This is a genomic window from Delftia acidovorans NBRC 14950 (genome assembly GCF_001598795.1).
In the GTDB taxonomy this organism is placed as follows: domain Bacteria; phylum Pseudomonadota; class Gammaproteobacteria; order Burkholderiales; family Burkholderiaceae_C; genus Comamonas; species Comamonas acidovorans.
This window is the reverse complement of sequence record NZ_BCZP01000014.1, coordinates 109,422-135,861: the sequence shown is the minus strand read 5'-3', so window position 1 is coordinate 135,861 and position 26,440 is coordinate 109,422. Positions and strand designations below refer to the sequence as shown.

General features: G+C 67.5%; 24 protein-coding genes. 4 read left to right on the top strand and 20 right to left on the bottom strand.

The genetic code is table 11. The annotated features are described in order from the left end of the window. The first annotated feature begins 25 nt into the window (after positions 1-25). From DA1_RS18660 to ruvC, 4 genes are read left to right on the top strand one after another with little or no spacing between them, the layout of a single operon-like run. Entirely contained in the window at positions 26-889 is an 864-nt protein-coding gene (locus DA1_RS18660) for an energy transducer TonB (RefSeq protein ID WP_012203413.1), read from the top strand. 38 nt (positions 890-927) lie between these two features. Then, positions 928-1,785: a shikimate dehydrogenase gene (gene aroE / locus DA1_RS18655; protein ID WP_012203412.1), complete on the top strand. Its 858-nt coding sequence runs from the start codon at positions 928-930 to the stop codon at positions 1,783-1,785. A gap of 7 nt (positions 1,786-1,792) precedes the next feature. Further along, a complete protein-coding gene (gene mtgA, locus DA1_RS18650; protein ID WP_034390498.1) occupies positions 1,793-2,509 on the top strand; it encodes a monofunctional biosynthetic peptidoglycan transglycosylase in 717 nt (238 codons plus the stop codon). 17 nt (positions 2,510-2,526) lie between these two features. After that, a complete protein-coding gene (ruvC, locus tag DA1_RS18645; RefSeq protein ID WP_012203410.1) occupies positions 2,527-3,075 on the top strand; it encodes a crossover junction endodeoxyribonuclease RuvC in 549 nt (182 codons plus the stop codon). A 140-nt stretch (positions 3,076-3,215) separates the two neighbouring features. Here ruvC and DA1_RS31060 read toward each other — a convergent pair whose 3' ends face one another. From DA1_RS31060 to DA1_RS18550, 20 genes are all read right to left on the bottom strand, one after another. Next, complete coding sequence (locus tag DA1_RS31060; protein ID WP_169807222.1) at positions 3,216-3,392, bottom strand: hypothetical protein; 177 nt, start codon at positions 3,390-3,392, stop codon at positions 3,216-3,218. Positions 3,393-3,405: 13 nt separating this feature from the next. After that, the gene (gene lpxC / locus DA1_RS18640; RefSeq protein WP_012203406.1) at positions 3,406-4,329 is read right to left on the bottom strand and encodes a UDP-3-O-acyl-N-acetylglucosamine deacetylase; all 924 of its coding nucleotides are present in this window, start codon (positions 4,327-4,329) and stop codon (positions 3,406-3,408) included. A 93-nt stretch (positions 4,330-4,422) separates the two neighbouring features. Then, a complete protein-coding gene (ftsZ, locus tag DA1_RS18635) occupies positions 4,423-5,661 on the bottom strand; it encodes a cell division protein FtsZ (protein ID WP_012203405.1) in 1,239 nt (412 codons plus the stop codon). Positions 5,662-5,780: 119 nt separating this feature from the next. Next, positions 5,781-7,010 carry a cell division protein FtsA gene (gene ftsA, locus DA1_RS18630; RefSeq protein WP_012203404.1) on the bottom strand — a complete coding sequence of 410 codons (1,230 nt, stop codon included), beginning with the start codon at positions 7,008-7,010 and terminating at the stop codon, positions 5,781-5,783. Positions 7,011-7,094: 84 nt separating this feature from the next. Beyond that, positions 7,095-7,895: a cell division protein FtsQ/DivIB gene (locus tag DA1_RS18625; RefSeq protein WP_013804104.1), complete on the bottom strand. Its 801-nt coding sequence runs from the start codon at positions 7,893-7,895 to the stop codon at positions 7,095-7,097. Beyond that, on the bottom strand, positions 7,892-8,872 hold the full coding sequence (locus tag DA1_RS18620; protein WP_034390496.1) for a D-alanine--D-alanine ligase: 981 nt from the start codon (positions 8,870-8,872) through the stop codon (positions 7,892-7,894). Before DA1_RS18620 ends, DA1_RS18625 begins: the two co-directional genes overlap by 4 nt. Next, the gene (gene murC, locus DA1_RS18615) at positions 8,869-10,302 is read right to left on the bottom strand and encodes a UDP-N-acetylmuramate--L-alanine ligase (RefSeq protein ID WP_034390494.1); all 1,434 of its coding nucleotides are present in this window, start codon (positions 10,300-10,302) and stop codon (positions 8,869-8,871) included. The genes DA1_RS18620 and murC overlap by 4 nt, the downstream gene beginning before the upstream one ends. Then, positions 10,299-11,393: an undecaprenyldiphospho-muramoylpentapeptide beta-N-acetylglucosaminyltransferase gene (gene murG, locus DA1_RS18610; RefSeq protein ID WP_034390492.1), complete on the bottom strand. Its 1,095-nt coding sequence runs from the start codon at positions 11,391-11,393 to the stop codon at positions 10,299-10,301. The genes murC and murG overlap by 4 nt, the downstream gene beginning before the upstream one ends. After that, positions 11,390-12,655, bottom strand: coding sequence for a putative lipid II flippase FtsW (gene ftsW / locus DA1_RS18605; RefSeq protein ID WP_012203399.1), 1,266 nt, complete (start codon positions 12,653-12,655; stop codon positions 11,390-11,392). Before ftsW ends, murG begins: the two co-directional genes overlap by 4 nt. After that, positions 12,652-14,604, bottom strand: a complete 1,953-nt coding sequence (gene murD / locus DA1_RS18600; RefSeq protein WP_034390489.1) for a UDP-N-acetylmuramoyl-L-alanine--D-glutamate ligase — start codon at positions 14,602-14,604, stop codon at positions 12,652-12,654. The genes ftsW and murD overlap by 4 nt, the downstream gene beginning before the upstream one ends. A gap of 4 nt (positions 14,605-14,608) precedes the next feature. Next, positions 14,609-15,787, bottom strand: coding sequence for a phospho-N-acetylmuramoyl-pentapeptide-transferase (gene mraY, locus DA1_RS18595; protein WP_012203397.1), 1,179 nt, complete (start codon positions 15,785-15,787; stop codon positions 14,609-14,611). Beyond that, the gene (locus tag DA1_RS18590; RefSeq protein ID WP_034390487.1) at positions 15,778-17,193 is read right to left on the bottom strand and encodes a UDP-N-acetylmuramoyl-tripeptide--D-alanyl-D-alanine ligase; all 1,416 of its coding nucleotides are present in this window, start codon (positions 17,191-17,193) and stop codon (positions 15,778-15,780) included. The genes mraY and DA1_RS18590 overlap by 10 nt, the downstream gene beginning before the upstream one ends. Beyond that, complete coding sequence (locus tag DA1_RS18585; protein ID WP_034390485.1) at positions 17,190-18,719, bottom strand: UDP-N-acetylmuramoyl-L-alanyl-D-glutamate--2,6-diaminopimelate ligase; 1,530 nt, start codon at positions 18,717-18,719, stop codon at positions 17,190-17,192. The genes DA1_RS18590 and DA1_RS18585 overlap by 4 nt, the downstream gene beginning before the upstream one ends. Further along, complete coding sequence (locus DA1_RS18580; RefSeq protein WP_013804112.1) at positions 18,716-20,464, bottom strand: peptidoglycan D,D-transpeptidase FtsI family protein; 1,749 nt, start codon at positions 20,462-20,464, stop codon at positions 18,716-18,718. The genes DA1_RS18585 and DA1_RS18580 overlap by 4 nt, the downstream gene beginning before the upstream one ends. Continuing rightward, entirely contained in the window at positions 20,461-20,745 is a 285-nt protein-coding gene (ftsL, locus tag DA1_RS18575; RefSeq protein WP_012203393.1) for a cell division protein FtsL, read from the bottom strand. The genes DA1_RS18580 and ftsL overlap by 4 nt, the downstream gene beginning before the upstream one ends. A gap of 37 nt (positions 20,746-20,782) precedes the next feature. Then, positions 20,783-21,712: a 16S rRNA (cytosine(1402)-N(4))-methyltransferase RsmH gene (gene rsmH, locus DA1_RS18570; RefSeq protein ID WP_012203392.1), complete on the bottom strand. Its 930-nt coding sequence runs from the start codon at positions 21,710-21,712 to the stop codon at positions 20,783-20,785. A 15-nt stretch (positions 21,713-21,727) separates the two neighbouring features. Beyond that, positions 21,728-22,156: a division/cell wall cluster transcriptional repressor MraZ gene (mraZ, locus tag DA1_RS18565; RefSeq protein ID WP_012203391.1), complete on the bottom strand. Its 429-nt coding sequence runs from the start codon at positions 22,154-22,156 to the stop codon at positions 21,728-21,730. Positions 22,157-22,524: 368 nt separating this feature from the next. Next, positions 22,525-23,844 (bottom strand): ATP-dependent protease ATPase subunit HslU, encoded by a 1,320-nt coding sequence (gene hslU / locus DA1_RS18560; protein ID WP_174549404.1) that lies wholly within the window; start codon positions 23,842-23,844, stop codon positions 22,525-22,527. A gap of 117 nt (positions 23,845-23,961) precedes the next feature. Further along, the gene (gene hslV, locus DA1_RS18555) at positions 23,962-24,507 is read right to left on the bottom strand and encodes an ATP-dependent protease subunit HslV (RefSeq protein ID WP_012203389.1); all 546 of its coding nucleotides are present in this window, start codon (positions 24,505-24,507) and stop codon (positions 23,962-23,964) included. A 124-nt stretch (positions 24,508-24,631) separates the two neighbouring features. Continuing rightward, positions 24,632-26,413 (bottom strand): STAS domain-containing protein, encoded by a 1,782-nt coding sequence (locus tag DA1_RS18550; RefSeq protein ID WP_051940535.1) that lies wholly within the window; start codon positions 26,411-26,413, stop codon positions 24,632-24,634. Between the last annotated feature and the right edge of the window lie 27 nt (positions 26,414-26,440).

Here is a 26,440-nt window from a genome sequence, read left to right as displayed (position 1 = left end):
TCCGAGCAACTGCCCCAGATCTGACGTGAAACTGCCTACCGCCCTCCGTTCCCTGAGCACGCTGCAGTTGGCACTGGGCGTTTCCATCGCCCTGCATGCCGGGTTGTTCTCGTTCCGGTTCATCGACCCGGAGCGCTTCGACCGCGTGTTCCAGGACACGCCGCTGGAAGTCATCCTGGTCAATGCCCGCGCCAACGAGCAGCCCGACAAGGCGCAGGCCATAGCGCAGACCTCGCTGGCCGGAGGCGGCGAGGCCGACAAGGGCCGGGCCTCCAGCCCCATGCCCTACTCGGCACTCACGGCCGTGGGCGACGACTTCGAGGAACGCCAGCGCCAGATCGACTCCATGCAGGAGCAGCAGACCGTCTTGCTGACGCAGTTGCGCAAGCAGGTCGCGGCCCTGCCGCCGCTGGACCCGCGCGAGGCGGCCAAGCAGACCAAGGAGCAGCAGGCCCAGCAGGAAAAGCGCCAGCAGCTGGTCAAGCTGCTGGCCGAGATCGAAAAGCGCATCAACGAGGAAAACGCCCGCCCCAAGAAGCGCTATATCAGCCCGTCCACGCGCGAGGCCGTCTACGCCATCTACTACGACGGCCTGCGCCGCAAGGTCGAGGACAAGGGCACGGAAAACTTCCCCGAGCAGGCCGGCAAGAAGCTCTACGGCGAGCTGGTCATGATCCTCACCGTCAACCACGACGGCCGCGTGCTGTCCACCGAGATCGTGCAGGGCTCGGGCAACCGCCTGCTGGACACCCGCGCCGAGGCCATTGCGCGTGCGGCCGGCCCCTTCGGCCATTTCGGCCCCGCCATGCGCGCCAAGGCCGACCAGATCGCCGTGGTCTCGCGCTTCAAGTTCACCCGCGAGCAGACGCTGCAGACGACCGTGCAGTAGCGCCCTCCTCCTCTCTTCGCGCACCCTCCTTTTCCGACATGACTTCCGCCGCCACCTCATCCGACCGCTACTGCGTCATGGGCAACCCCGTCGCGCACAGCCGTTCGCCCTGGATCCATGCCCGCTTTGCCGAACTGTGCGGGCAGGACCTGCACTACGAGCGCCAGCATGTGGAGCTGCAAGGCTTTGCCGAGGCTGTGCGCGGCTTCGTCGCGGCAGGCGGACGCGGCTGCAATGTCACCGTGCCCTTCAAGCTGGAAGCCGCACAGCTGGCCACCACCTCCAGCGAGCGCGTGCAACTGGCCGGCGCCGCCAACACCCTGGTGCTGGCGGCGGACGGCATCCATGCCGACAACACCGACGGCCTGGGCCTGGTGGCCGACATCGTGCGCAATGCGGGCGTGCCGCTGGCCGGGCGCGACCTGCTGCTGCTGGGCGCGGGTGGCGCCGCAGCCGGCGCACTGGGCTCGCTGCTTGCCGAGCGCCCGCGCCGCATCGCCGTGGTCAACCGCACCTTCGAGCGCGCCCAGGCCCTGGTGCAGCGCCATGCCGCCATCGCCGCGCACCATGGCGTGGAACTGGTGGCGCTGGAGCAGCAGGCCGTGGATGAGGATTTCGACGTGGTCATCAACGCCACCGCCAGCAGCCTGGCCGGTGCCGAGGTGCCCGTGCCGGCCCGCGTGCTGCGGCCTGGCAGCCTGGCCTACGACATGATGTACGGCGCCGCAGCCCAGGGCTTCCTGCAATGGGCCGAGCACCATGGCGCCCAGGCCCGCGACGGGCTGGGCATGCTGGTGGAGCAGGCCGCCGAATCGTTCGCGCTGTGGCGCGGCGTGCGCCCCCCGTCGGCCCAGGTGCTGAACGAGCTGCGCGCCCATATTGCTCAAGGCGGCTGAGCGCTTTATGAAATCCCTGGCACGCGCCCTGCTGCTGGTGCTGTGCGCCGGCCTGCTGCTGCAGCTGTTCTTTGTGCTGCGCATTGCGCTGATGGTGGTGGTCGATCCTGAATCCACGGCCTTTCAGCGCTCCGAGGCCTGGCAGATGCTGCGCAGCTCCGAAGGCCTGCACTGGAGCCAGCAATGGCTGCCCTACGACCGCATCGCGCCCACGCTCAAGCGCGCCGTCATCGCCTCCGAAGATGATAGCTTCACCGAACACCACGGGGTGCAATGGGAGGCCATCGAGAAGGCCTGGCAGCGCAACCAGCGCGCCGAAGCCCGTGCCCAGAAGGCAGACAACGGCAAGGCGCCCAAGATCTACGGCGGCTCCACCATCACCCAGCAGCTGGCCAAGAACCTGCTGCTGTCGGGCGAACGCAGCCTGCTGCGCAAGGGCCAGGAACTGGTGCTGACCCAGCTGCTGGAACTGATGCTGAGCAAGCAGCGCATCCTGGAGATCTACCTCAACAGCGTGGAATGGGGCCAGGGCGTGTTTGGCGCGGAGGCTGCAGCCCACCACTACTTCCGCAAGAGCGCCTCCCAGCTCAGCGCGGCCGAGGCCGCACGCCTGGCCGTGATGCTGCCCCAGCCCAAGCGCTTCGAGAAGCTGCCCAACTCCGGCTATCTGCTGCAGCGCACGCGCACGGTCATGCAAAGAATGCCCAGCGCCGTCATCCCCTGAACGGCTACAGTCACGCCATGCGCATTCTTGGAATCGACCCCGGGCTACAGACCACGGGATTCGGCGTGATCGACGTCGACGGCCACCGCCTGGCCTATGTGGCCAGCGGCACCATCCGTACCACCGGCATCGCGCTCGGCGACCTGCCGGGCCGGCTCAAGCTGCTGTTCGACGGCATCTCGGAAGTCGCCAGCCGCTACCAGCCCGACACCTCGGCCGTGGAAATCGTCTTCGTCAACGTCAACCCCCAGTCCACGCTGCTGCTGGGCCAGGCGCGCGGCGCCGCGCTCACGGCCCTGGTCAATGCAGGCCTGCCGGTCGCCGAATACACGGCACTGCAGATGAAAAAGGCCATGACAGGCCACGGCCGCGCGGCCAAGAGCCAGATCCAGGAAATGGTGCGCCGCCTGCTGCAACTGCCCGGCCTGCCCGGCACTGACGCAGCCGACGCCCTGGGCCTGGCCATCACCCACGCCCATGCGGGCGCCGCCATGTCGAAGATGGCCGAGGTCACGCAGCTGCAGCGCCGCCAGCATGCGGTCTACAAGGGCGGCAGGGTGTATTGACTCCCCCTGAGGGGGACGACAGCCTAGCTGCGGGGCGGCCCTTGCTTGCTGTCTCTCGCCTGAGCGCGCCCCCCGCAAGCGCCATGGTCTCGATCTCGCTATCGCAATTGCGTTGGATGGGATGCGAGTCAGAGCTGCCCTCAGACGATGCGGCCGAAGAACAGAACGGCGAAGAAGGTCACGCCGGCAATCACGGTCCACTTGAGGATGATGAAGCCCCAGCGCTTGTAGTGCGGCAGGCCCGTGCCCAGGTAGAACGCGAAGGAGACGGCCGAGGCCAGCAGCAGCAGGGTGGCCAGCCAGCGGAAGATCAGCATGGCGGCGCTCGCCTCACCAGGCCCGCGCGGGCTGGGCGAAGCCCTTGGGTGCCTGGCGCTCGCTGTCGAAGCTGACCAGTTCCCAGGCGTCGGGCTGGGCCAGCAGGGCACGCAGCAACTGGTTGTTCATGCCGTGGCCCGAGCGGAAGGCGCTGTAGGCGGCCAGCAGCGGCCTGCCGATCAGGTACAGGTCGCCGATGGCGTCGAGGATCTTGTGCTTGGCGAACTCGTCGTCGTAGCGCAGGCCGTCGCTGTTGAGCACCTTGTAGTCGTCCATGACGATGGCGTTGTCCATGCCGCCGCCCAGCGCCAGGCCATGGCTGCGCAGCATTTCCACGTCCTTGGTGAAGCCGAAGGTGCGCGCGCGTGCGATGTCGCGCGTGTAGTTGTCCTCGCCCATGTCGAACTCCACGCACTGGCCCGTGGAGTCCACGGCCGGATGGGCGAAGTCGATCTCGAAGCGCAGCTTGAAGCCGTGGTAGGGGTCGAAGCGTGCCCACTTGAGGTTCTGGCCCTCGCCCTCGCGCACCTCGACGGGGCGGATGACGCGGATGAAGCGCTTGGGAGCCTTTTGCAGCTCGATGCCCGCGCTTTGCAGCAGGAACACGAAGGAGGCTGAGGAGCCGTCGAGGATGGGCACTTCCTCGGCGGTGATGTCTATATAGATGTTGTCGAGCCCGAGGCCGGCAATGGCCGACATCAGGTGCTCCACGGTATGCACCTTGGCGCCGCCGGTGCCGATGGTGGAGGCCATGCGCGTGTCGGTGACGGCTTCGGCCGAGATCGGGATGTCCACAGGCTCCGGCAGGTCCACGCGACGGAACACGATGCCGGTGTCGGGCTGCGCGGGTCGCAGCGTCAATTCGACGCGCTGGCCGCTGTGCAGGCCCACGCCAACGGCACGGGTGATCGTCTTGATGGTGCGTTGTTGGAGCATCCGGCTATTTTAGAACGCGGCAGCCGTGCGCAGGGCATGGCCCTGGCACGGCTTTCGCTATCACGGCTATGCAGCGACCGTATGGGCCGCTGCTCAGTCAGCCTGCTTGCGCAGGAAGGCCGGGATTTCCAGATCGTCCATGCCGCCGGAGGCCAGGGCATCGACGCGGGCAGCGGCCTGCGTGCGGTTGGTACGCCAGACGCTGGGGACCGACATGTTGTTGGCATAGTCGGCACCGCCGGCGGCACCGCCGACCAGGCCGCCGGCTGCCGTGGCGGCACCCATGGAGGCCGAGGGCAGCTGGTAGCTCATGTTGTCGGTACCGGTGCGCAGACCGCCCTGCACCACCTGCATGTTCTGGCGGCGTGCGCTGGGGCGCGACAGGCCGGTGGCGACCACGGTGACGCGGATCTCGTCGCCCAGGGTGTCGTCGTAGGCGGCGCCGTAGATCACGTGCGCGTCGGGCGAGGCATAGGCATTGATGGTGCTCATGGCCAGGCGCGACTCGGACAGCTTGAGGCTGCCCTTGGCGGCCGTGACCAGCACCAGCACGCCCTTGGCGCCCGACAGGTCGATGCCTTCCAGCAGCGGGCAGGCCACGGCCTGCTCGGCGGCGATGCGCGCGCGGTCGGGGCCGGCGGCCTTGGCCGTGCCCATCATGGCCTTGCCGGGCTCGCCCATGACGGTGCGCACGTCTTCGAAGTCGACGTTCACATGGCCGTACTCGTTGATGATCTCGGCAATGCCGCCCACGGCGTTCTTGAGAACGTCGTTGGCATGGGCAAAGGCCTCGTCCTGCGAGATGTCGTCACCCAGCACGTCCAGCAGCTTCTCGTTGAGCACGACGATCAGCGAATCGACATTGGCTTCGAGCTCGTTGAGGCCGCTGTCGGCGTTGGCCATGCGTCGGCCGCCTTCCCACTCGAAGGGCTTGGTGACCACGCCCACGGTGAGAATGCCCATTTCCTTGGCCACGCGCGCGATCACGGGCGCAGCGCCCGTGCCCGTGCCGCCGCCCATGCCGGCCGTGATGAACAGCATGTGCGCGCCTTCGATGGCGGTGCGGATGTCGTCCTCGGCCATTTCGGCAGCCTCGCGGCCCTTGTCGGGCTTGCTGCCCGCGCCCAGGCCGCTGCCACCGAGCTGGATGGTGCGGTGGGCGCTGCTGCGCAGCAGCGCCTGCGCGTCGGTGTTGGCGCAGACGAATTCCACACCCTGCACGTTGCGCGCAATCATGTGCTCGACGGCATTGCCGCCGCCGCCGCCAACGCCGATCACCTTGATCTGCGTACCCTGGTTGAATTCTTCAACTTCAATCATGTCGATGGGCATGTTGGTTCTCCTGTAGCTCTCTGTAAGTGGTCACCACCGTCTGGGGAAAATTCTGTCTTCTGTCCGGTATTCGGAAGCCGGTGGGCGGGCCGGTAATGCGCAGTCGATGAAAGCACATATCAAAAGTTCCCCACGATGAAGTCTTTGAAACGGCCAAAAGCGGTCTTCATCGACCCACTCTTTTGTGCCACCTTGAAACCGCGCAGGCGAGCCAGGCGGGCCTCTTCGAGCAATCCCATCACGGTGGCGGCGCGGGGTTGGGCCACCATGTCTGCCAGAGCGCTCGAATACTTGGGGATGCCGCGGCGCACGGGCTTGAGGAAGATGTCCTCGCCCAGTTCCACCATGCCCGGCATGACGGCGCTGCCGCCGGTCAGCACGATGCCCGAGGACAGAACTTCCTCGTAGCCGGAATCGCGCACCACCTGCTGCACCAAAGAAAAGATCTCTTCCACGCGCGGCTCGATCACGCCGGCCAGCGCCTGCTTGCTGATCATGCGCGGGCTGCGGTCGCCCAGGCCCGGCACTTCGACCTGGGCATCGGGGTCGGCCAGCAGTTGCTTGGCATAGCCGCTTTCGACCTTGATGTCCTCGGCGTCCTTGGTCGGTGTGCGCAGCGCCATGGCGATGTCGCTGGTGATCAGGTCGCCCGCGATCGGGATGACGGCCGTGTGCCGGATGGCGCCGCCCGTGAAGATGGCCACGTCGGTGGCGCCCGCGCCGATATCGACCACGGCCACGCCCAGCTCGCGCTCGTCGTCGGTGAGCACGGCCTGGCTCGATGCCAGCGGGTTGAGCAGCAGCTGCTCGACCTCCAGGCCGCAGCGGCGCACGCACTTGATGATGTTCTCGGCCGCGCTCTGCGCGCCCGTGACGATGTGGATCTTGGCCTCCAGGCGGATGCCGCTCATGCCGATGGGCTCGCGCACTTCCTGGCCGTCGATCACGAATTCCTGCGGCTCGACCAGCAGCAGCCGCTGGTCCGAGGAGATGTTGATGGCCTTGGCCGTCTCCATCACGCGCGCCACGTCGGTGGCCGTGACTTCCTTGTCCTTGATGGCCACCATGCCGCTGGAGTTCAGGCCGCGGATGTGGCTGCCGGTGATGCCGGTGCACACGCGCTGGATCTTGCAGTCGGCCATCAGCTCGGCCTCTTTCAAGGCCTGCTGGATGCTCTGCACGGTGGCGTCGATGTTCACCACCACGCCCCGCTTGAGTCCGTTGCTCGGGGCCACGCCGAGGCCGGCGAGCTTGAGTTCGCCGTTGTACAGGACCTCGGCGACCACGACCATGACCTTGGCCGTGCCGATGTCCAGTCCGACGATCACATCTTTGTATTCTCTTGCCATATCAGCATCCGCCCCCGGTTGGTTCTGTCCTGTCGCTGTGTCGCTGCATGGTGTGCGTGTACATAGGTCTTTCCTCCCTCGTCTTCAGCGTCGGGGACGCACTGCAGCCGGCGCCTTGGCCGTGCCGGTGGTCACACCGCGCAGCCTCAGCGCATATCCGTCTTCGTAGCGCAGGTCGGCCGACTCGATGGCGTCGGCCTTGCGCTTGTATTGGGTCGTGATCTGGGGCAGCGTGCGCACGAAGCGCTGCACGCGCTGCAGCACGGCTTCCACGCTGCCGCCACCCAGTTCGATCTGTGCATCATTGGCCAGCCTGAGCTGCCAGCTTCCGCGCGCATTGAGCGTGAGCCCATCGATCTCCACATCCAGCGGCCCCAGCGCCGGCACCAGCAGCCGGTACATCTGCAGCATCTGCGGGGCGCTGTCCTCGGGGCCCTGCAGGCGCGGCAGGCCGTCGCGGTCGAGCTCGCCCAGGTTGGCCTCGAAGACCTCGCCAAAGCTGTTGATCAGGCCGGTGCCCGAATCGGGGCCCCAGAAGGCCTCGGCCACATGCTCGTGCAGGATGACGCGCAGGCTGTTGGGATAGTCGCGGCGCACCTGCGCCTCGCGCACCCAGGGCACCTGCTCGAATGCCGCCTTGGCCCCCTTGAGGTCCACGGTGAAGAAGTTGCCCGTGAGCACGGGCGCCACGTTGGCGCGCAGCGTCACCGTGTTGTTGTGCACCAGCTCGCCCTCGACCACGATGCGGCCGATGTTGAAGGCCGGGTGGCGCAGCGCCCACCAGCTCACCGCTGCCAGCCCCAGCGCAGCCACGCCCACGAACAGGACCGTGGCGGTCACGTTCATGAGCTTGACGTCGAAGGGGGCCGGCAGGGAGTAGCTCATGCGTGCTCCTGCTCCGGTTGCGCGGCGTCCAGCGCGGCGCTGGCCAGGATGCCCAGGCAGAGGTTTTCGTAGCTCACGCCGATGGCGCGGGCCGACATGGGCACCAGCGAGTGGCCCGTCATGCCCGGCGAGGTGTTGATCTCCAGCAGGAAGGGCTTGCGATCGCTGGCGCGGATCATGATGTCGGCGCGCGACCAGCCGCGGCAGCCCAGCGTGCGGAAGGCCCGCACGACGATGCGCCGGATCTCGGCCTCTTCCTCGACAGGCAGTCCGCTGGGGCAGTGGTACTTGGTGTCGTCGGTGAAGTACTTGTTCTGGTAGTCGTAGTTGCCTTCGGGGGCGACGATGCGGATCACGGGCAGCGCATGGGCGCCCTCGCCGGTGCCGAGCACGGGGCAGGTGGTCTCGTCGCCTTCGATGAACTCTTCGCAGAGCACTTCGGGGTCGTAGCGGGAGGCCAGCACATAGGCCTGCTCGCATTCCTCGGCCGTCCAGACCTTGGTCAGGCCGATGGTCGAGCCCTCGCGCGAGGGCTTGACGATCATGGGCGCGCCCAGCGCCTGCAGCGCGGCGCGCGTCTCGTCTGCGCTGGCGACCAGACGCCAGTCCGGCGTGGGCAGGCCCTCGAAGCGCCAGATGCGCTTGGTCATGATCTTGTCCATGGCGATGCTGGAGGCCATCACGCCGGGGCCCGTGTACGGGATGCCCAGCAGCTCCAGCGCGCCCTGCACCGTACCGTCTTCGCCGTAGCGGCCGTGCAGCGCGATGAAGCAGCGGTCGAACCCGTCCTTCTTCAACTCGCCCAGGTCACGCTCGGCGGGGTCGAAGGCATGGGCGTCCACGCCATGCGACAGCAGGGCCTTGAGCACGCCCGTGCCCGACATCAGCGAGACCTCGCGCTCGGCCGAGCGGCCGCCCAACAGCACGGCCACCTTGCCCAGGGCCTTGACATCGATCTGGGTGCCGAAGCTGCTCATTGCGCAGCTCCCTGCTGCGCCTGCAGCTCTTGTTTCTGAAGCATTTCAACCAACTTTCCGGGCACGGCGCCAATCGAGCCTGCCCCCATGCACAACAACACGTCGCCATCGCGGGCATTGACGGCAATGGCCGCCGGCAGCTCGGCAACGTTTTCCACAAACACCGGCTCGACACGACCGGCCACGCGCAGGGCGCGTGTCAGCGAGCGGCCGTCGGCCGCCACCACGGGCGCCTCGCCGGCCGCATAGACCTCGGTCAGCAGCACGGCGTCGGCCAGGCCGATGACCTTGACGAAATCCTCGAAGCAGTCGCGCGTGCGGCTGTAGCGGTGCGGCTGGAATGCCAGCACCAGGCGACGGCCCGGGAAGGCGCCGCGCGCGGCGGCCAGCGTGGCCGCCATCTCGACGGGGTGGTGGCCATAGTCGTCGATGACGGTGAAGCTGCCGCCGTCGGCAGTCGCCAGTTCGCCATAGCGCTGGAAGCGCCGGCCCACGCCCTTGAAGCTTTCGAAGGCACGCAGCAGCGCGTCGTCGGAGATCTCCAGCTCCATGGCCACGGCCACGGCCGACAGCGCGTTGAGCACGTTGTGCTCGCCCGGCAGGCTCAGCACCACGTCCAGGTCGGGATAGCTCTGGCCGTTGCTGCGGCGCACCGTGAAATGCATGCTGCCAGCTTCGGCGCGCACGTTGAGGGCGCGCACCTGTGCGTCCTCGGCAAAGCCGTAGGTGGTCACGGGGCGGGCCACCTGGGGCAGGATCTCGCGCACGGCCGGGCTGTCCACGCAGACGATAGCGCGGCCGTAGAACGGCATGCGGTGCAGGAAATCGACGAAGGCGCCCTTGAGCCGGCCGAAGTCATGGCCGTAGGTTTCCATGTGGTCGGCGTCGATGTTGGTGACGACGGCCATCACGGGCAGCAGGTTCAGGAAGGAGGCATCGGACTCGTCGGCCTCGACCACGATGTAGTCGCCCTGGCCCAGCTTGGCGTTGGCGCCCGCGCTGTTGAGCTTGCCGCCGATGACGAAGGTCGGGTCCAGCCCGGCCTCGGCCAGCACGCTGGTCACCAGGCTGGTGGTCGTGGTCTTGCCATGGGCACCCGCGATGGCGATGCCCTGCTTGAAGCGCATGAGCTCGGCCAGCATGAGCGCACGCGGCACGACGGGAATCTTGCGCTCGCGCGCGGCCAGCACCTCGGGATTGTCGGACTGCACGGCGGTGGAGGTGACGACGGCGTCAGCCCCTTCGATGTGCGCGGCCGCATGGCCGACGTGGGTGGCGATGCCCAGGCCGGCGAGCCGGCGCAGCGTGGCGCTGTCGGACAGGTCCGAGCCCGAGATGGCGTAACCCAGGTTGTGCAGCACCTCGGCGATGCCGCTCATTCCGGCGCCGCCGATGCCGACGAAATGGATGTGATGAATGGCGTGCTTCATGCGGCCAGTTCCTCACAGGCGGCGACCACCTCGGCGGTGGCATCGGTCTTTTGCATTTTCTTGGCTTTTCCAGCGCGCTCCAGCAGCGTCGCACGCTGCATATTTTGTAGCATTTCGGCCAGGCTTTGGGCAGTCAGTGCGCTTTGTTGCATCAACCATCCACCACCGGCATCGACCAGGAAACGCGCGTTCGTGGTCTGGTGGTCGTCCACGGCGGACGGGAAGGGCACATAGATGGCTGCGGCGCCCACGGCCGCGATCTCGGTGACCGTGCTGGCGCCAGCACGGCAGACGATGACATCGGCCTCGGCAAAGGCGCGCGCCGTATCGTCAATGAAGGGCGTCAGCTCGGCCTGCACGCCTGCCGCCGCGTAGTTGGCGCGCAGGGCATCGATCTGCGCGGCGCCGCTTTGGTGCAGCACGACGGGCCGCACATCGGCAGGAATCAGGGCCAGCGCCTGCGGCACGATCTCGTTGAGCGCCTTGGCGCCCAGGCTTCCGCCCACCACCAGCAGGCGCAGCGGACCGCTGCGGCCCGCAAAGCGCTGCTCGGGCGCGGGCTGCTCGGTGAAGGCCTGGCGCAAGGGGTTGCCGACCCAGCGGCCCTTGGGGAACACGTTGGGGAAGGCGGTGAAGATGCGGTGGGAGACGCTGGCCAGCACCTTGTTGGCCATGCCGGCCACGGAGTTCTGCTCATGCAGCACCAGGGGTTTGCCGGCCAGCACGGCCATCATTCCACCGGGGAAGCTGATGTAGCCACCCAGACCGACCACCACGTCGGGCTTGACGCGGCGCACCACGGCCAGCGCCTGCCAGAAGGCACGCAGCAGGCGCATGGGCAAAAAGGCCAGGGTCATGATGCCCTTGCCGCGCACGCCCGAGAACTCGATGGTCTCCAGCGGGAAGCCCTGGGCCGGCACGATGCGCGACTCCATGGAGCCGGGCGCGCCCAGCCAGCGCACGTTCCAGCCGCGCTCGCGCAGGGCCTGGGCTACGGCCAGGCCCGGGAAGATATGTCCGCCCGTGCCGCCGGCCATGATCAGGGCCGTGCGCTGGCGTTGCGTGCCTTGGGAGATGGGCTGCTGTGTCATGCATGCCCTCCCTTCATCAGCAACTTGTTCTCGTAGTCCACCCTTAACACCACCGCTATCGCTATCAGATTCATCAAAATGGCCGAGCCCCCGAAACTCATCAGGGGCAGCGTCAGCCCCTTGGTCGGCAGCGCGCCCAGGTTCACGCCCATGTTGATGAAGGCCTGGAAACCCATCCAGATCGCAATGCCCTCGGCCACCAGGCCGGAGAACACCCGGTCCAGCGCAATGGCCTGCCGCCCTATGAGCATGATGCGGCGCGTCAGCCACAGGAAGGTGACGGCGATCAAGAGCACGCCGACCAGGCCGAATTCCTCGCCGATCACGGCCAGCAGGAAGTCGGTGTGCGCCTCGGGCAGCCAGTGCAGCTTCTCGACGCTGCGGCCCAGGCCCACGCCGAAGATCTCGCCGCGACCGATGGCGATCAGCGCATGCGACAGCTGGTAGCCCTTGCCCAGGGCATGCTTTTCGTCCCAGGGATTGAGGTAGGCAAAGATGCGCTCGCGCCGCCATTCGGAGGTGGCGATGATCAGCACGAAGGCCAGCACCACCAGGGCCGCGATCAGGAAGAACATGCGTGCGTTGACACCGCCCAGGAACAGGATGCCCATGGCGATCACCACGATCACCATGAAGGCGCCCATGTCGGGCTCAGCCAGCAGCAGCACGCCGACCAGCACCACGGCCAGCCCCATGGGCAGCACGGCGCGGAAGAAGCGCTCCTTGACCTCCATCTTGCGCACCATGTAGTCGGCCGCATAGATGAGCACGGCAAACTTGGCCAGTTCGGACGGCTGGAAATTCATGATGCCCAGCGACAGCCAGCGCCGCGCGCCGTTGACCACGGTGCCCACGTGCGGGATCAGCACGGCCACCAGGAGGACCAGGGACACCAGGAAGAGCTTGCGCGCCATGCGCTCCCAGGTGGCCATGGACACCTGGAAGGCCAGCAGCGCGCCGACGAAGGCCATGCCGATGGACATGGCATGGCGCATCAGGAAATGGGTGGGCGCGATCTTGCCGAAGCGCGGGTTGTCCGGCATGGCGATCGACGCCGAATACACCATGATCAGGCTCCAGGCCAGCAGGCCTATGACCACCCAGATCAGGGCCTGGTCCAGGCCGAGCACGCTGGCCGGCGTCTGCGTGGGCCGGTGGTACTGGGGACCGCCCAGGCGCACGGGCAGCACGTCGATGGCCTTCTCCTGCGCACCTCCGAACCAGGAGCGCATGCGGCCCAGGACCTGCGATACGGCGGTCATGCAGCACCTCCGAGTTCATGCCCGGCATCCAGCGCCAGCGCGCGCACGGCATCGACGAACTGGTGGGCCCGGTCCTCGTAGTTGCGAAACATGTCCAGGCTGGCACAGGCGGGCGACAGCAGCACGGCATCGCCCTCATGGGCGCGCGAGGCGGCCAGCTCCACGGCGTCGGCCATGGTGGTGGCATCGACCAGGGGCACGCCGCAGTCCTGCAGGGCGGCGCGGATGCGGCCGGCGTCGCGACCGATCAGCACGGCCGTGCGCACATGGCGCGACACGGGCGCGACCAGCGGGGAGAAATCCTGGCCCTTGCCATCGCCACCCAGGATGACCACGATGCGGTGGTCAGGTCCCAGGCCGGACAGCGCGGCCACGGTGGCGCCCACGTTCGTGCCCTTGCTGTCGTCGTAGTACTCCACGCCGTTGACGCGGCCAATGGGCTGGACGCGGTGCGGCTCGCCCCGGTACTCACGCAGTCCATAGAGCAGCGGCGCCAGCGTGCAGCCACCCGCGCTGGCCAGGGCCAGGGCGGACAGGGCGTTGATGGCGTTGTGCCGGCCGCGGATGCGCAGTGCGTCGGCAGGCATGAGGCGCTGGATGTACAGGTCTTCGGCGTTCTTGCCCTTGGCGGTTTCGTCGGCCTCATGGGCGCGCACCAGCCACGTCATGCCGCTGACCACTTCCAGGCCGAAGTCGCCGGGGCGGCGCGGCATGTCGCCGCCGAAGGTGATGTGGGCGCGCTGCTGGGGCTTTTGGCGCTTGCCCGGCGGCACCACGGGCGCCGGCAGCATGCGCATGACCTCGGGGTCTTCGCGGTTGAGCACCATGGTGCCGCTGCTGCCGAAGATGCAGGCCTTGGCATCGGCATAGGCGCGCAGGCTGCCGTGCCAGTCCAGATGGTCCTGGGTGATGTTGAGCACGGCGGCGGCCGTGGGCTCGAACATCTGCACGCCATCGAGCTGGAAGCTGGACAGCTCCAGCACCCAGGCCTGGGGCAGCGTTTCGGCATCGATGGCCTGGGTCAGCGTGTCCAGCAGCGTGGGGCCGATATTGCCGGCCACGGCCACGCGCAGGCCCGCATGCTCCAGCAGTTGGCCGGTCAGCGAGGTGACCGTGGTCTTCCCATTGGTCCCGGTGATGCCCAGCACCGTGGGACGGTAGCCATGGGCTGCGGCCAGGGCCTTGAGCGCCATGGCGAAGAGATCGAGTTCGCCGCCCACGGGCAGGCCCTGGGCGCGCGCGGTATCGACCACGGGCGCCACGGCGGCCGGGCTCAGGCCGGGCGAGCGGTAGACCAAGCCCAGGCTCTGGCCGTCCACCAGCTGCGCCGTGAACTCGCCGGGCACGAAGCGCACCTGAGGCAATTCGGTGGACAGCTGCTGCAGCTGGGGCGGCGCCTGGCGCGTATCGGCCACGATGACTTCGGCGCCGCAGCGCACGCACCAGCGTGCCATGGCCAGGCCCGAGGCACCCAGACCCAGCACGAGCACGCGCTGGCCCTGCAGGTGCTGGACCTGCTCGCCGGGCCAGCCGGCAGCCACGGGCGGCAGCACCTGTTCGGATTCAACCGCCTCTTCGGCGGCAAGGGGCGTGACCTCGGCATCGGACGAGTCGGAGATGCTGGGGTCCGCAAAGATCTGGGCCACGAAGGCCGCAGCATCCTTGGCCGCCGTCAGCGTGGCGATGTCGGGCACGGGCTCGGCAAGGGCCACAGGCACCTGCGGCGCCGGCGGCACCTCGGCGGCCGGAGGCTCCGCCTCGCCGTCGCCAACTGGCACGGGAGCCGGTGAATCGTCCAGGACCGGGTCCGCAACCACCTGCCCCTCGGGAGCGAGGCCCGGCATTCCGGCCGGGTCCGCCAGCTCGACAAGCTCGGCAGGGGACGCCGGAACGGCGGGCTCGGTGGCCGGCAGTGCGTGGAGGTCGGTCTTGAAGTCTTCGGTGTTCATGCACTCACCTCAGCTTCAGCGTGGACAGGCCCAACAGGCACAGCAGCATGGTGATGATCCAGAAGCGGATCACGACCTGGGTCTCCTTCCAGCCACTCTTTTCAAAGTGGTGGTGCAGCGGCGCCATCTTGAGCAGGCGGCGTCCCTGGCCGTAGCGCTTCTTGGTGAACTTGAACCAGGTGACCTGCAGCATCACCGACAGCGCCTCCACCACGAAGATGCCGCCCATGATGGCCAGCACGATTTCCTGGCGCACGATGACGGCAATGGTGCCCAGCGAGGCGCCCAGCGCCAGCGCACCCACGTCGCCCATGAACACCTGGGCCGGGTGGGCGTTGAACCAGAGGAAGGCGAGGCCCGCGCCGGCCATGGCCGCGCAGTACACCAGCAGCTCGCCCGAACCCGGGATGTGCGGGAACAGCAGGTACTTGGCGTAGCCGGCATTGCCGGTGACGTAGGCGAAGATGCCCAGGGCCGAGCCCACCATGATCACGGGCATGATCGCCAGGCCGTCCAGCCCGTCGGTCAGGTTCACGGCATTGCTGGCGCCCACGATGACCAGGTAGGTCATGATCACGAAGCCCAGCACGCCCAGCGGGTAGCTGACTTCCTTGAAGAAAGGCACGAGCAGGCCCGCCTTGGGCGGCAGGTCCAGCGCAAAGCCGGACTGCACCCAGGTGACGAACAGCTCGAAGACCTGGGCATTGGAGTTCTCGGAAATGCAGAACACCAGGTACAGCGCGGCCAGCAGGCCGATGACGGACTGCCAGAAATACTTCTCGCCCGAGCGCATGCCTTCGGGGTCCTTGTTGACCACCTTGCGCCAGTCGTCCACCCATCCGATGGTGCCAAAGCCCAGCGTGACCAGCAGCACGATCCAGACGAAGCGGTTGGACAGGTCGAACCACAGCAGCGTGGAAACGGCAATGGACAGCAGGATCAGCGCCCCGCCCATGGTGGGCGTGCCGCTCTTGGCCAGATGGGTCTCCATGCCGTAGCCGCGCACGGGCTGGCCGATCTTGAGCGAGGTCAGCATGCGGATCAGGCGCGGCCCGGCCAGCAGTCCGATGACCAGGGCCGTGAGCGCGGCCATCACGGCGCGCATCGTGAGGTACTGGAAGACGCGCAGAAAGCCGAACTCGGGGGACAGGCCCTGCAGCCATTGGGACAGCATCAGCAGCATGCGGCCTCCTGCTTGCAACCGTCATCCTTGCCGGCCGCCTCGACCGCCTGAACCACCTGCTCCATCTTCATGAACCTCGAACCCTTGACCAGAATGCTGCCCACCTCGGGCAGCGCGGCACAGGCTGCCTGCTGCAGCGAGGCCATGTCTTCGAAATGCCGCGCACCTGCACCGAATGCGGTGGCGGCGAATGTGCTTTGCGCGCCCAGCGTGAACAGCCGGGCAATGCCCAGGCTGCGCGCCAGCGCGCCAGCCTCGGCATGGAATTGCGGCCCCTGGTCGCCGACCTCGCCCATGTCGCCCAGCACCAGCAGCTGGGGAGCGGGCAGTTCGCGCAGCACCTCGATGGCCGCGGCCACCGAGTCGGGATTGGCGTTGTAGCTGTCGTCGATCACGGTGACCGTGCGGCCCTGCACCGAAACGCCCAGTGCGCGCGAGCGGCCCTGCACGGGCTCGAACACGCTCAGGCCGCGTGCAATGTCGGCCAGCGGCACACCGGCTGCCTGGGCGCAGGCCGCAGCGGCCAGCGCATTGCGCACGTTGTGGCGGCCGGCAATGTGCAGGCGTACCGGGGCCTCGCCCTCGGGCGTGACCAGGGTGAACTGCCAGGCATCGCCCAGCCACAGCGCATCGCGCGCATGGACCTGGGCGCCATCGGCAGACTCGCCGAACAGCAGGCACTGGCGCGCAGCGGCCAGCTCGCGCCACAGCGGCGTGTAGGTGTCGCCGGCCGGGAACACGGCCACGCCGTCGGCGGGCAGGGACAGCAGCACGCTGCCGTTCTCGCGCGCCACGGCCTCGACCGTGTGCATGAATTCCTGGTGCTCGCGCTGCGCGTTGTTGACCAGAGCCACCGTGGGCTGGCCGATGGCGGCCAGCTCGGCAATCTCGCCGGGATGGTTCATGCCCATCTCCAGCACGGCCACGCGGTGCTGGGCGGTCATGCGCATCAGGCTCAGCGGCAGGCCGATGGAGTTGTTGAAGTTGCCGCGCGTAGCCAGGGCCGCCTCGCCCGCGTGGGCGCGCAGGATGGAGGCCACCATCTGCGTGACCGTGGTCTTGCCGTTGCTGCCGGTGACGGCAATCAGCGGCAACGCAAAGCGCGCGCGCCAGGCCGTGGCCAGCGCACCCAGGGCGGCCAGCGAATCGGGCACCTCGATGCCGGACAGGCCTGCGGCCTCCAGGCCGCCATGGGCCAGGGCTGCGGCAGCGCCGGCCTCGCGGGCCTGGACCAGGAACTGGTTGGCATCGAAACGCTCGCCCTTCAAGGCGACGAACAGATCCCCGGCCTGCAGCGTGCGGGTGTCGGTGTGCACGCGCGTGAGCACGGTCTGGCCGTTGCCGACCAGCCGTGCCTGGGGGATATGCGACTGGATCAGCTCCAGCGCTTGTTGCAAGGTCATCATGACCGCTTCTTTCCTTCGCGGGCCGCCAGCGCCTTGTGCGCCTCGGCCATGTCGGAGAACGGATGGCGCTGGCCCGCCGTCTCCTGGTAGTCCTCATGTCCCTTGCCGGCGATCAGCACCACGTCGCGTTCGCTGGCGTGCGCAATCGCCTGGGCGATGGCCGCTGCGCGATCGGCCTGGGACTGCAGGTTTTCGCCCGGCTGCATGCCGGCCAGGATCTGGTCGATGATGCGGTCGGGCACTTCGCTGCGCGGGTTGTCGCTGGTGACCAGCACACAGTCGGCATTCTTCTGGGCGGCCTGCCCCATGAGCGGCCGCTTGGTGGCATCGCGGTCGCCGCCGCAGCCGAACACGCACCACAGCCGGCCACGGCGCTGCTCGGCGGCCGGGCGCAGGGCGCGCAGGGCCTTGTCCAGCGCATCGGGCGTGTGGGCGTAGTCCACGGCCACCAGCGGCTGGCCGGGCTGAACGATCTGCTGCATGCGGCCGGGCACGGGCTCCAGGTGGGCGCAGGCCGCAACGGCCTGGTCCAGGGTCAGGCCCAGGCAGCGCAGCGCGGCCAGCACGCCCAGCAGGTTGGATACGTTGTACTGGCCCACCATGCGCGTGTGCATGCGCAGGCTGTGGCCGGCCTCGATCACGGTGAAGCTCAGGCCCTCGGCACCCAGCGCAATGTCCTTGGCCTGCAGGCGCGCCGCGCCTTCGATGGAAATGCTCCAGACGTCGAGCGCGGCAGGCTGCTTGCGCGACTGCAGCGTGGCCCACAGGCGTGCGCCATGCGCGTCGTCCACATTGACGACGGCGCCCTGCAGGCCGGGCCAGTCGAACAGCGCGGCCTTGGCATCCCAGTAGGCCTGCATGCTGCCGTGGTAGTCGAGGTGGTCCTGCGTGAAATTGGTGAACAGCGCCACGCGGATGCGCGTGCCGTCCAGCCGGTGCTCGACGATGCCGATGGACGACGCCTCGATGGCGCAGGCCGCCAGGCCCGCATCGGCGTACTCGCGGAACGCACGCTGCAGCCGCACCGGGTCGGGCGTGGTCATGCCCGTGGATTCCATGGCGGGCGGAATGCCCACGCCCAGCGTGCCCACCAGGGCGCAGCCGCTGCGTTCCTGCAGCTTCACCTGGGCCAGCGCGTGCGCCAGCCACCAGGCGGTGGTGGTCTTGCCGTTGGTGCCGGTCACGGCCAGCACGTCGATCTGGGCGCTGGGATGCTGGAACCACTGGTCGGCGATCAGGCCCGTAGCGGCCTTGAGGCCGGGCAGCGCCGCGATGTGCTCGCCGGAAAAACCGAAGGCTTCGACACCCTGCGCTTCGACCAGGCAGGCCATGGCACCGCGCTCCAGGGCCGAGGCCACATGGGCGCGGCCATCGGTGGCCGCGCCGGGCCAGGCGATGAAGGCGTCGCCGGGCCGGACCTTGCGGCTGTCGGTCTGCAGCGTGCCGCTGCCTTGCAGGCGGGCGGCCAGCCATTGGACAGCCTCGGTGGCCGTGGACAGCACCCGCAGGGCTTGGGAGGAACTCATAGCGAGGGCTCCTCCACGGGGTTGGCGACGATCAAGGGCTTGACTTCCATATCGGGCTGCACGCCCATCAGGCGCAGCGTCTGCTGCACCACTTCACTGAACACGGGTGCCGCCACGGTGCCGCCGTAGATGGTGCCGGCACTGGGCTCGTCCACCATCACGGCGACGATGATGCGCGGGTTCTCGATGGGCGCCATGCCCGTGAACCAGGCGCGGTACTTGCCGGCGGCATAGCCCTTGCCCTGCTGCTTGCGGGCCGTGCCCGACTTGCCGCCCACCGAGTAGCCGATGGTCTGGGCGCGCTGGCCCGTGCCACCGGGGCCGGCCGCCAGGGCCAGCATCTTGCGCACCTCGTTGGCCGTGCGTGGAGAGAACACGGGCACGCCCACGGGCGGCTCGTCGGTCTTGACCATGGTGGCCGGGATCACGCGCCCGCCGTTGGCAAAGACGGTGTAGCTGCGCGTCATCTGCAGCAGGCTGGCGGACAGGCCATAGCCATAGCCCATGGTGGCCTGCTCCACCGGCCTCCAGGTCTTGTAGGGACGCAGGCGACCGCTGGCGGCGCCGGGGAAGGAGATCTGCGGCTTCTGGCCGAAGCCCACGGCCGAGAAGGTTTCCCACATTTCCTTGGCCGGCATCTGCAGCGCGATCTTGGTCGTGCCCACGTTGCTGGACTTCTGGATCACGCCGGCCACGGTGAGCAGGCCGTAGTTGTGGGTGTCGGAAATCGTCGAGCCCGTGACGTTGACGCGGCCCGGCGTGGTGTCGATGGGCGTTTCCGGCTTGAAGCGGCCCGACTCCAGCGCCAGGCCGATGGTGATGGGCTTCATGGTCGAGCCGGGCTCGAAGGTGTCGGTGATGGCGCGGTTGCGCAGCTGCTCGCCCGTCAGGTTCTTGCGCTTGTCGGGCACGTAGCTGGGGTAGTTGGCCAGCGCCAGCAATTCGCCAGTGTGCGCATCCATGACCACCACGCTGCCCGCCTTGGCCTTGTGCGCGATGACCTGCTCCTTGAGCTTCTGGTAGGCGAAGTACTGGACCTTGCTGTCCACGGACAGCTGGATGTCGCGGCCGTCCTGAGGCGGCACTTCCTCGCCCACGCCCTCGACCACGCGGCCCAGGCGGTCCTTGATCACGCGGCGCGAGCCGGGCTTGCCGCCGAGCTCCTTGTCGAAGGCCAGCTCCATGCCTTCCTGGCCATGGTCTTCCACATTGGTGAAGCCCACGATGTGGGCGGCCGATTCGCCTTCCGGGTACTGGCGCTTGTATTCCTTGCGCTGGTAGATGCCCTTGATGTTGAGGGCATGGATCTGCTGGCCAACGTCCCAGTCGAGCTGGCGCTTGATCCAGACGAAGGTCTTGTCCTCGTCGGCCAGCTTTTCCATCAGCGCGGGCAGCGGCATCTCCATGAGCGCGGCCAGCTGCTTGAGCTTGGCCTTGACCTCGGGGTCGTCCTGCTCGACATCTTCGGGAATGGCCCAGATGCTGGCGGCCGGCACGCTGGAGGCCAGGATCAGTCCATTGCGGTCCAGCAGGCGGCCGCGGTTGGCCGGCAGCTCCAGCGTGCGCGCAAAGCGCACCTGGCCCTGGCGCTGAAAGAAGTCGTTGCCGAACACCTGCACGTAGGCTGCGCGCGCGCCCAGGCCGACAAAGCCCAGGCCCAGCATGGCCACGATCATCTTGCTGCGCCACAGGGGTGTCTTGGACGCCAGCAAGGGGCTGGAGGTGTAGAGCACGCTGCGCGTCATGGAGCCACTCCGGTGCGCGCATCGTCATTGACGTACTGGGCGATGGCCGGCGTGGCCGGCTTCATCTGCAGGCGCTCGCGCGCCATGACCTCGATGCGCTGTGGCGTGGCCTGGGCACGCTTTTCCACCTGCAGGCGCTGCTGCTCGGTGGCCAGGCGGCGCGACTCGGCCACGGCGCGGTCCAGTTCGGTGAACAGGCGGCGCGATTCGTACTGGTTGTGCACCAGGAAGATGGCGCTGGCCATCACCGCCAGCAGCAGCACGAGGTTCAGGCGCAGCATGCCACGCCCTCCTCTTGCGCCAGACGGTGCATGCGCTTCATGCAGGCACCCCGGTGCGGCGGGCCACGCGCATCACGGCCGAGCGCGAGCGCGCATTGGCGGCGACCTCGGCCTCGCTGGGCTTGATGCGGCCCAGTGCTTCAAGGCGCATGGGCGTGGGCACGGCAAAGGGTGCGCGCCGGTCATAGACTTCCTTGGAGTGCTTGGCGATGAACTGCTTGACGATGCGGTCCTCCAGCGAGTGGAAGCTGATCACCACCAGGCGTCCGCCCGGCGCCAGCACGCGCAGGCTGGCCTCTAGCGCCTGTTCGAGCTCTTCAAGCTCGGCATTGATGAAAATCCGAAGAGCCTGGAATGTGCGTGTCGCTGGGTTCTGCCCAGCCTCGCGGGTCCGGACCGCGCCAGCCACGAGCTCGGCAAGCTCCGCGGTGTTGCGAAGGGGCCCCTGGCTTTCGCGCCGAGCAACAATCGCCTTTGCAATGGGGCCAGCAAACCGTTCTTCGCCGTAGTCACGTATCACCTCCGCAATCTGCTGGGCATCGGCTTCCGCCAGCCAGTCCGCCACGCTCTGGCCGCGCGTGGTGTCCATGCGCATGTCCAGCGGACCCTCGAAGCGGAAGCTGAAGCCACGCTCGGGGTTGTCGATCTGGGGAGAGCTCACGCCCAGGTCCATCAGCACGCCCTGCACGCTGCCGGCCGGCAGCTCGCTGAGGTGGCGAAACCCTTCGTGCCGAATCGAAAAACGCGCATCGGTGATGCGCGCTGCCTCTTCGATCGCGTCCGGGTCCTTGTCGAACGCCAGCAAGGCCCCATCCGGCCCCAGCCGCTGCAGGATGCGCCGGGAATGCCCGCCTCGCCCGAAGGTCGCGTCCACCCATTGCCCGGCAACGGGCTGTGCGGCGCCGTCCAGCAGCGCATCGACGGCCTCGTCGAGCAAAACGGTGATGTGTTGCAACGGCTGATTCAAGAAAACGCCTCTTTCCTAGAAAGCAAAATCCTGGAAGGCCGCAGGCATTTCTTCCTGCATGGCCTTCGCTTCATGTGCCTCATAAGTGGCCTTGTCCCACAGCTCGAAATGGTTACCCATGCCCAGCAGCACGACCTCCTTGGTCAGACCCACGGCTTCACGCAGCTCGGGCGACACCAGCACGCGGCCGGTGGCATCCATGTCCACGTCCATGGCGTTACCCAGGAAGATGCGCTTCCACCACTGCGCCGACATGGGCAGCTGCGCGATCCGCTCGCGAAACTGCAGCCACTCCGTGCGCGGGAACAGCATCAGGCAACCGTGGGGATGTTTGGTGAGGGTGACCTGGCCCTGGGCCATGGCCACAAGGGCGTCACGATGCCGGGTCGGCACAGACAGCCGCCCCTTTCCATCGAGATTCAGCGAGGACGCCCCTTGAAACACGGTCAGTCACCCCGGTCGGTTGGAGCCATCGCGTCCCGGAAATCGGGGCACAAAGGCAACTTTCACCACTTAATTGCACTTTTTTGCACTGTAGCAGCAATTTGGTGTTTCACAACCCGGGAATGGACAATTATTTGCAATGAAATCAACAACTTAGAAGCCGAATGCAATGTGAGTGGTGACAAAAATCCCTGGCTTTACAAGTACTTAGAGGACTGACTGCAAGTGATCTCTCAAAGCCTGCACGCAATTGCAACGATTCAATTCGCCGGCGACCGGTTGCAACTCGGGCAACCCTCCTACAAAAAGTGACTGCCCGGCAATGCGGGCAGTCACTTCGGTGGCGGCTGCGCGGCAGCCGGCCCGTTTCAGAGGATGAAGCGCGAGAGGTCTTCGTCCTGGCTCAGGGACTGCAGACGCTGGTCCACGTAGACCGCGTCGATGGAGATGGTCTGGCCCGACAGATTGGCCGCGTCGAAGCTGACCTCGTCCAGCAGGCGCTCGAGCACGGTGGACAGGCGGCGCGCGCCGATGTTCTCGGTGCGCTCGTTGACATCGAAGGCGATGCCGGCGAGCCGGGTGATGCCTTCGGGCGTGAATTCCAGCGTGACGCCTTCGGTGGCCAGCAGCGCCTGGTACTGCTTGACCAGGGAGGCATGGGTCTGGGTGAGAATGGCCTCGAAGTCCTGGACCGACAGCGAGTCCAGCTCCACGCGGATCGGGAAGCGCCCTTGCAGCTCGGGGATGAGGTCGCTGGGCTTGGACAGGTGGAAGGCGCCCGAGGCGATGAACAGGATGTGGTCGGTCTTGACCACGCCGTACTTGGTGGAGACGCTGGTGCCTTCGACCAGGGGCAGCAGGTCGCGCTGCACGCCCTGGCGCGAGATGTCGGAGCCGCTGGTTTCCTGGCGCGTGGCCACCTTGTCGATCTCGTCGATGAAGACGATGCCGTTCTGCTCGGCATTGGCGATGGCGCGGGTGCGCACGTCTTCCTCGTTGACCAGTTTTGCCGCTTCCTCGTCGGTCAGCAGCTTCATGGCCTCGGCAATGCGCAGCTTGCGCGTCTTGCGCTTTTCCTGGCCCATGTGGCTGAACATGCCGCGCAGCTGCTCGGCCATCTCTTCCATGCCCTGGGGACCCATGATCTGCACCTGGGGCGGCGCGTCGGCGACATCGATCTCGATTTCCTTGTCGTCGAGCTGGCCCTCGCGCAGCTTCTTGCGGAAAACCTGGCGTGCCGTGTTGTCGGCGGCCACCTCGCCGCTGCGGGCCTGGGGCACGAGCACGTCGAGGATGCGGTCCTCGGCCGCGTCTTCGGCGCGCAGGCGCAGCTTCTTCATGTCGGCCTCGCGCGTCTGCTTGACGGCCACCTCTGCCAGGTCGCGGATGATGGCATCCACGTCCTTGCCCACGTAGCCCACTTCGGTGAACTTGGTGGCCTCGACCTTGATGAAGGGCGCATCGGCCAGCCGCGCCAGGCGGCGCGCGATCTCGGTCTTGCCCACGCCTGTGGGACCGATCATGAGGATGTTCTTGGGCGTGATCTCCTGGCGCAGGCCGTCGGCCACGTTCTGGCGGCGCCAGCGGTTGCGCAGCGCGATGGCCACGGCGCGCTTGGCGCCAGCCTGGCCGACGATGTGGCGGTCCAGTTCGGAGACGATCTCCTGGGGGGTCATGGCAGAGGACATGGTGTGTATTCGATGCATTGCGCCGCCAGCCCCGTTGCCTGGCCGCTGGCGACTGTGAGTTTCAATGCCGTGCGTTTCGATCGCCGGCCTGCTGGGCAAGCCGGCGCCGCGCGGGTGTCAGAGCGTCTCGACCGTGTGGTGCATGTTGGTGTAGATGCACAGCTCGCCGGCGATGGCCAGCGACTTGCGCACGATCTCCTCGGCCGACAGCTCGGTATTGGTCAGCAGCGCCTTGGCCGCCGAGTGCGCATAGGCGCCGCCCGAGCCGATGGACACGATGCCCTGCTCGGGCTCCAGCACGTCGCCGTTGCCGGTGATGATCAGCGAGGCCGATGCGTCGGCCACGGCCAGCATGGCCTCCAGACGGCGCAGCACGCGGTCGGTGCGCCAGTCCTTGGTCAGCTCGATGGCTGCCCGCGTCAGGTGTCCCTGGTGCTTTTCCAGCTTGGCCTCGAAGCGCTCGAACAGCGTGAAGGCGTCTGCCGTGGCGCCGGCAAAGCCGGCAAGCACCTTGCCGTGGTAGAGCTTGCGCACCTTGCGTGCCGTGCCCTTGACGACGATGTTGCCCAATGTGACCTGGCCATCGCCACCGATGGCGACCTGCACGCCTTCGGGGGTCTGCCGGCGCACGCTGATGATGGTGGTGCCGTGATACTGTTCCATAGCGGTGCCAGATGAGGGCGAAGGCGGCCTTCTCAAGGGTCCGCTCAAAGAATGCCCACGCGCTCTTCGCGGCGAGCGCGCCATCCTGCCGGAAGGGGTGTGGCGCAGCCGCTGCGCGGCAGGATCAGTCGCGCCGTGGAGTGACCTGCGCGTGCTCGTGGATGCCGATCACGTTGAAGAACACCGCCACCAGTTGGTGCAGCTGGCCGAACTGCAGCACATGGCCCAGCGACTGCATGTGGGCAGCCCAGTTGAGCACGGAGCCGGCCGCCGCAAAGTCCATGCGCACCAGTTGGGTACAGTCGATGAACACGGGCTCGCCCAGGCTGGCCCCCTCCTGCACCGGGTCCAGCCAGGTGGAGGCATCGCCTTCAATGGTGCCGGCCAGCGCAAATCGCACGGCGTCCGCCGTGGCAGCAATGCCTGCCTGCAGGGGCGCATCCGCGCCCTCGGTTTCGATGGCTTGCGTCAGGCACTGGCAGACCGGGTCCACCCACGAGGGAGGCGATACCTCATAGGTGACGCAGTAGTCCAGCGCCACCAGCTCGAAATCATCCTGCCGGTTCATCAAACGCAGCACCGCCATGCGCAACCGCCACCACAGCGTCTCCACGCTGGAATCGCCCGAGGGAGCCAGCGTGCCCAGCAGCGCCAGCAGCCGGTCCGCATTGAGCAGCACGAACACACCCTGTGAGCCCGCCCATTGCTGCAGCAGCGCCTCCAGGGGCGTGGCCGCCGCATCGTCGATGCCGGCCACGGCAGCCCAGTCCAGGCTCCAGGGGCTGGAAGCCTTGGCCTGGGAGGCCTTCAGCGCCGTCACGGCACTCGGCGTGATCTGCGCAGGTGCGCTCCAGCGCCAGCCACGCCCGGCCGCTGCGCCCGGCATGGACACCACGGGGGCGGTGCGCTGTTGCGGCATCGCAAACCATTGGGGAGCGGAGCGGCCGAAGCGCGCCGCGAATTCGATGCCCGCCTTGTCGAACTGCAGCGGGCGGTCGGCCGCACGGTACAGGTCCAGCAAGGCCAGCCAGACCGGCAGCTGTGCGGGAACATCGCGCCGGTCGATCAGCTCCAGCATGCCCTGCTCGGCACCATCCACATCGCCATTGGCAAAGAGGATGGCCGGCTCTTCCAGGTCGGGATCGTGCTCGAACACCACGAAGCAGGGCGGCACCATGTCCATGGGCTGCGGCGGAGAGACCTCGGTGGCCGCGAAGGCGGGCAGGAAATCGGTCGCCCCCTCCAATGGCCGCAGGGGGCGGGCCATGGGCATGGGGTCAATGATGGGAGCCGTCGAGACGGAGGGCACCTGCGGCGCAGGTGCCAGGCTCATGGGCAAGGTGGTGGCAAAGGCTGCCACGTCGCCGGCCGAGGCAATGGCCGGCGGCACCACGTCGCTGAGCATGGGAATCTGCCCAGACGGCGGCGGCTGCTTGCGAAACGAGGCCGGGGCCGGATTGCCGCCCGCAGGCAGCGCCATGGGAATGGTGGTTGCATCGGCCGCCTGCTTGCCCCGCCACCATTGCTGGGACATCTGGGCCTCGATCTCGTCGATCTTCTTGAGCGTGACGGCGCGTTCACCGGAGGATTTGGAGCTCAGCAGGCTGCTGAGAAATTGCGAGCCCTGCGCGGCGGGGCCAGGCACACCGACCGGTGCGCTCCCCGGCCTGGAGGCCTGTTGCAGCTCGGCCTGGCGCAGGCGGCGCAGCTGGTCGAACTCGCGCTTGCGCACGAAATCGTTGCGTCGCTTGCGCTCGATCATTTCCTTGAGCGCCTGCTTGCTGTACTGGCTTTCCTGCTCCCCGTCCAGGCCGTCGAGGTCGGACCAATTGACCGTAGGGTGGCGCACAAAGCGCACCACCTTGGACAACAACCCCCCCGATTTGCTGCTCTCTTCTTTTGCCATGGCGAGTCAGATTAGCACCGACGGCCT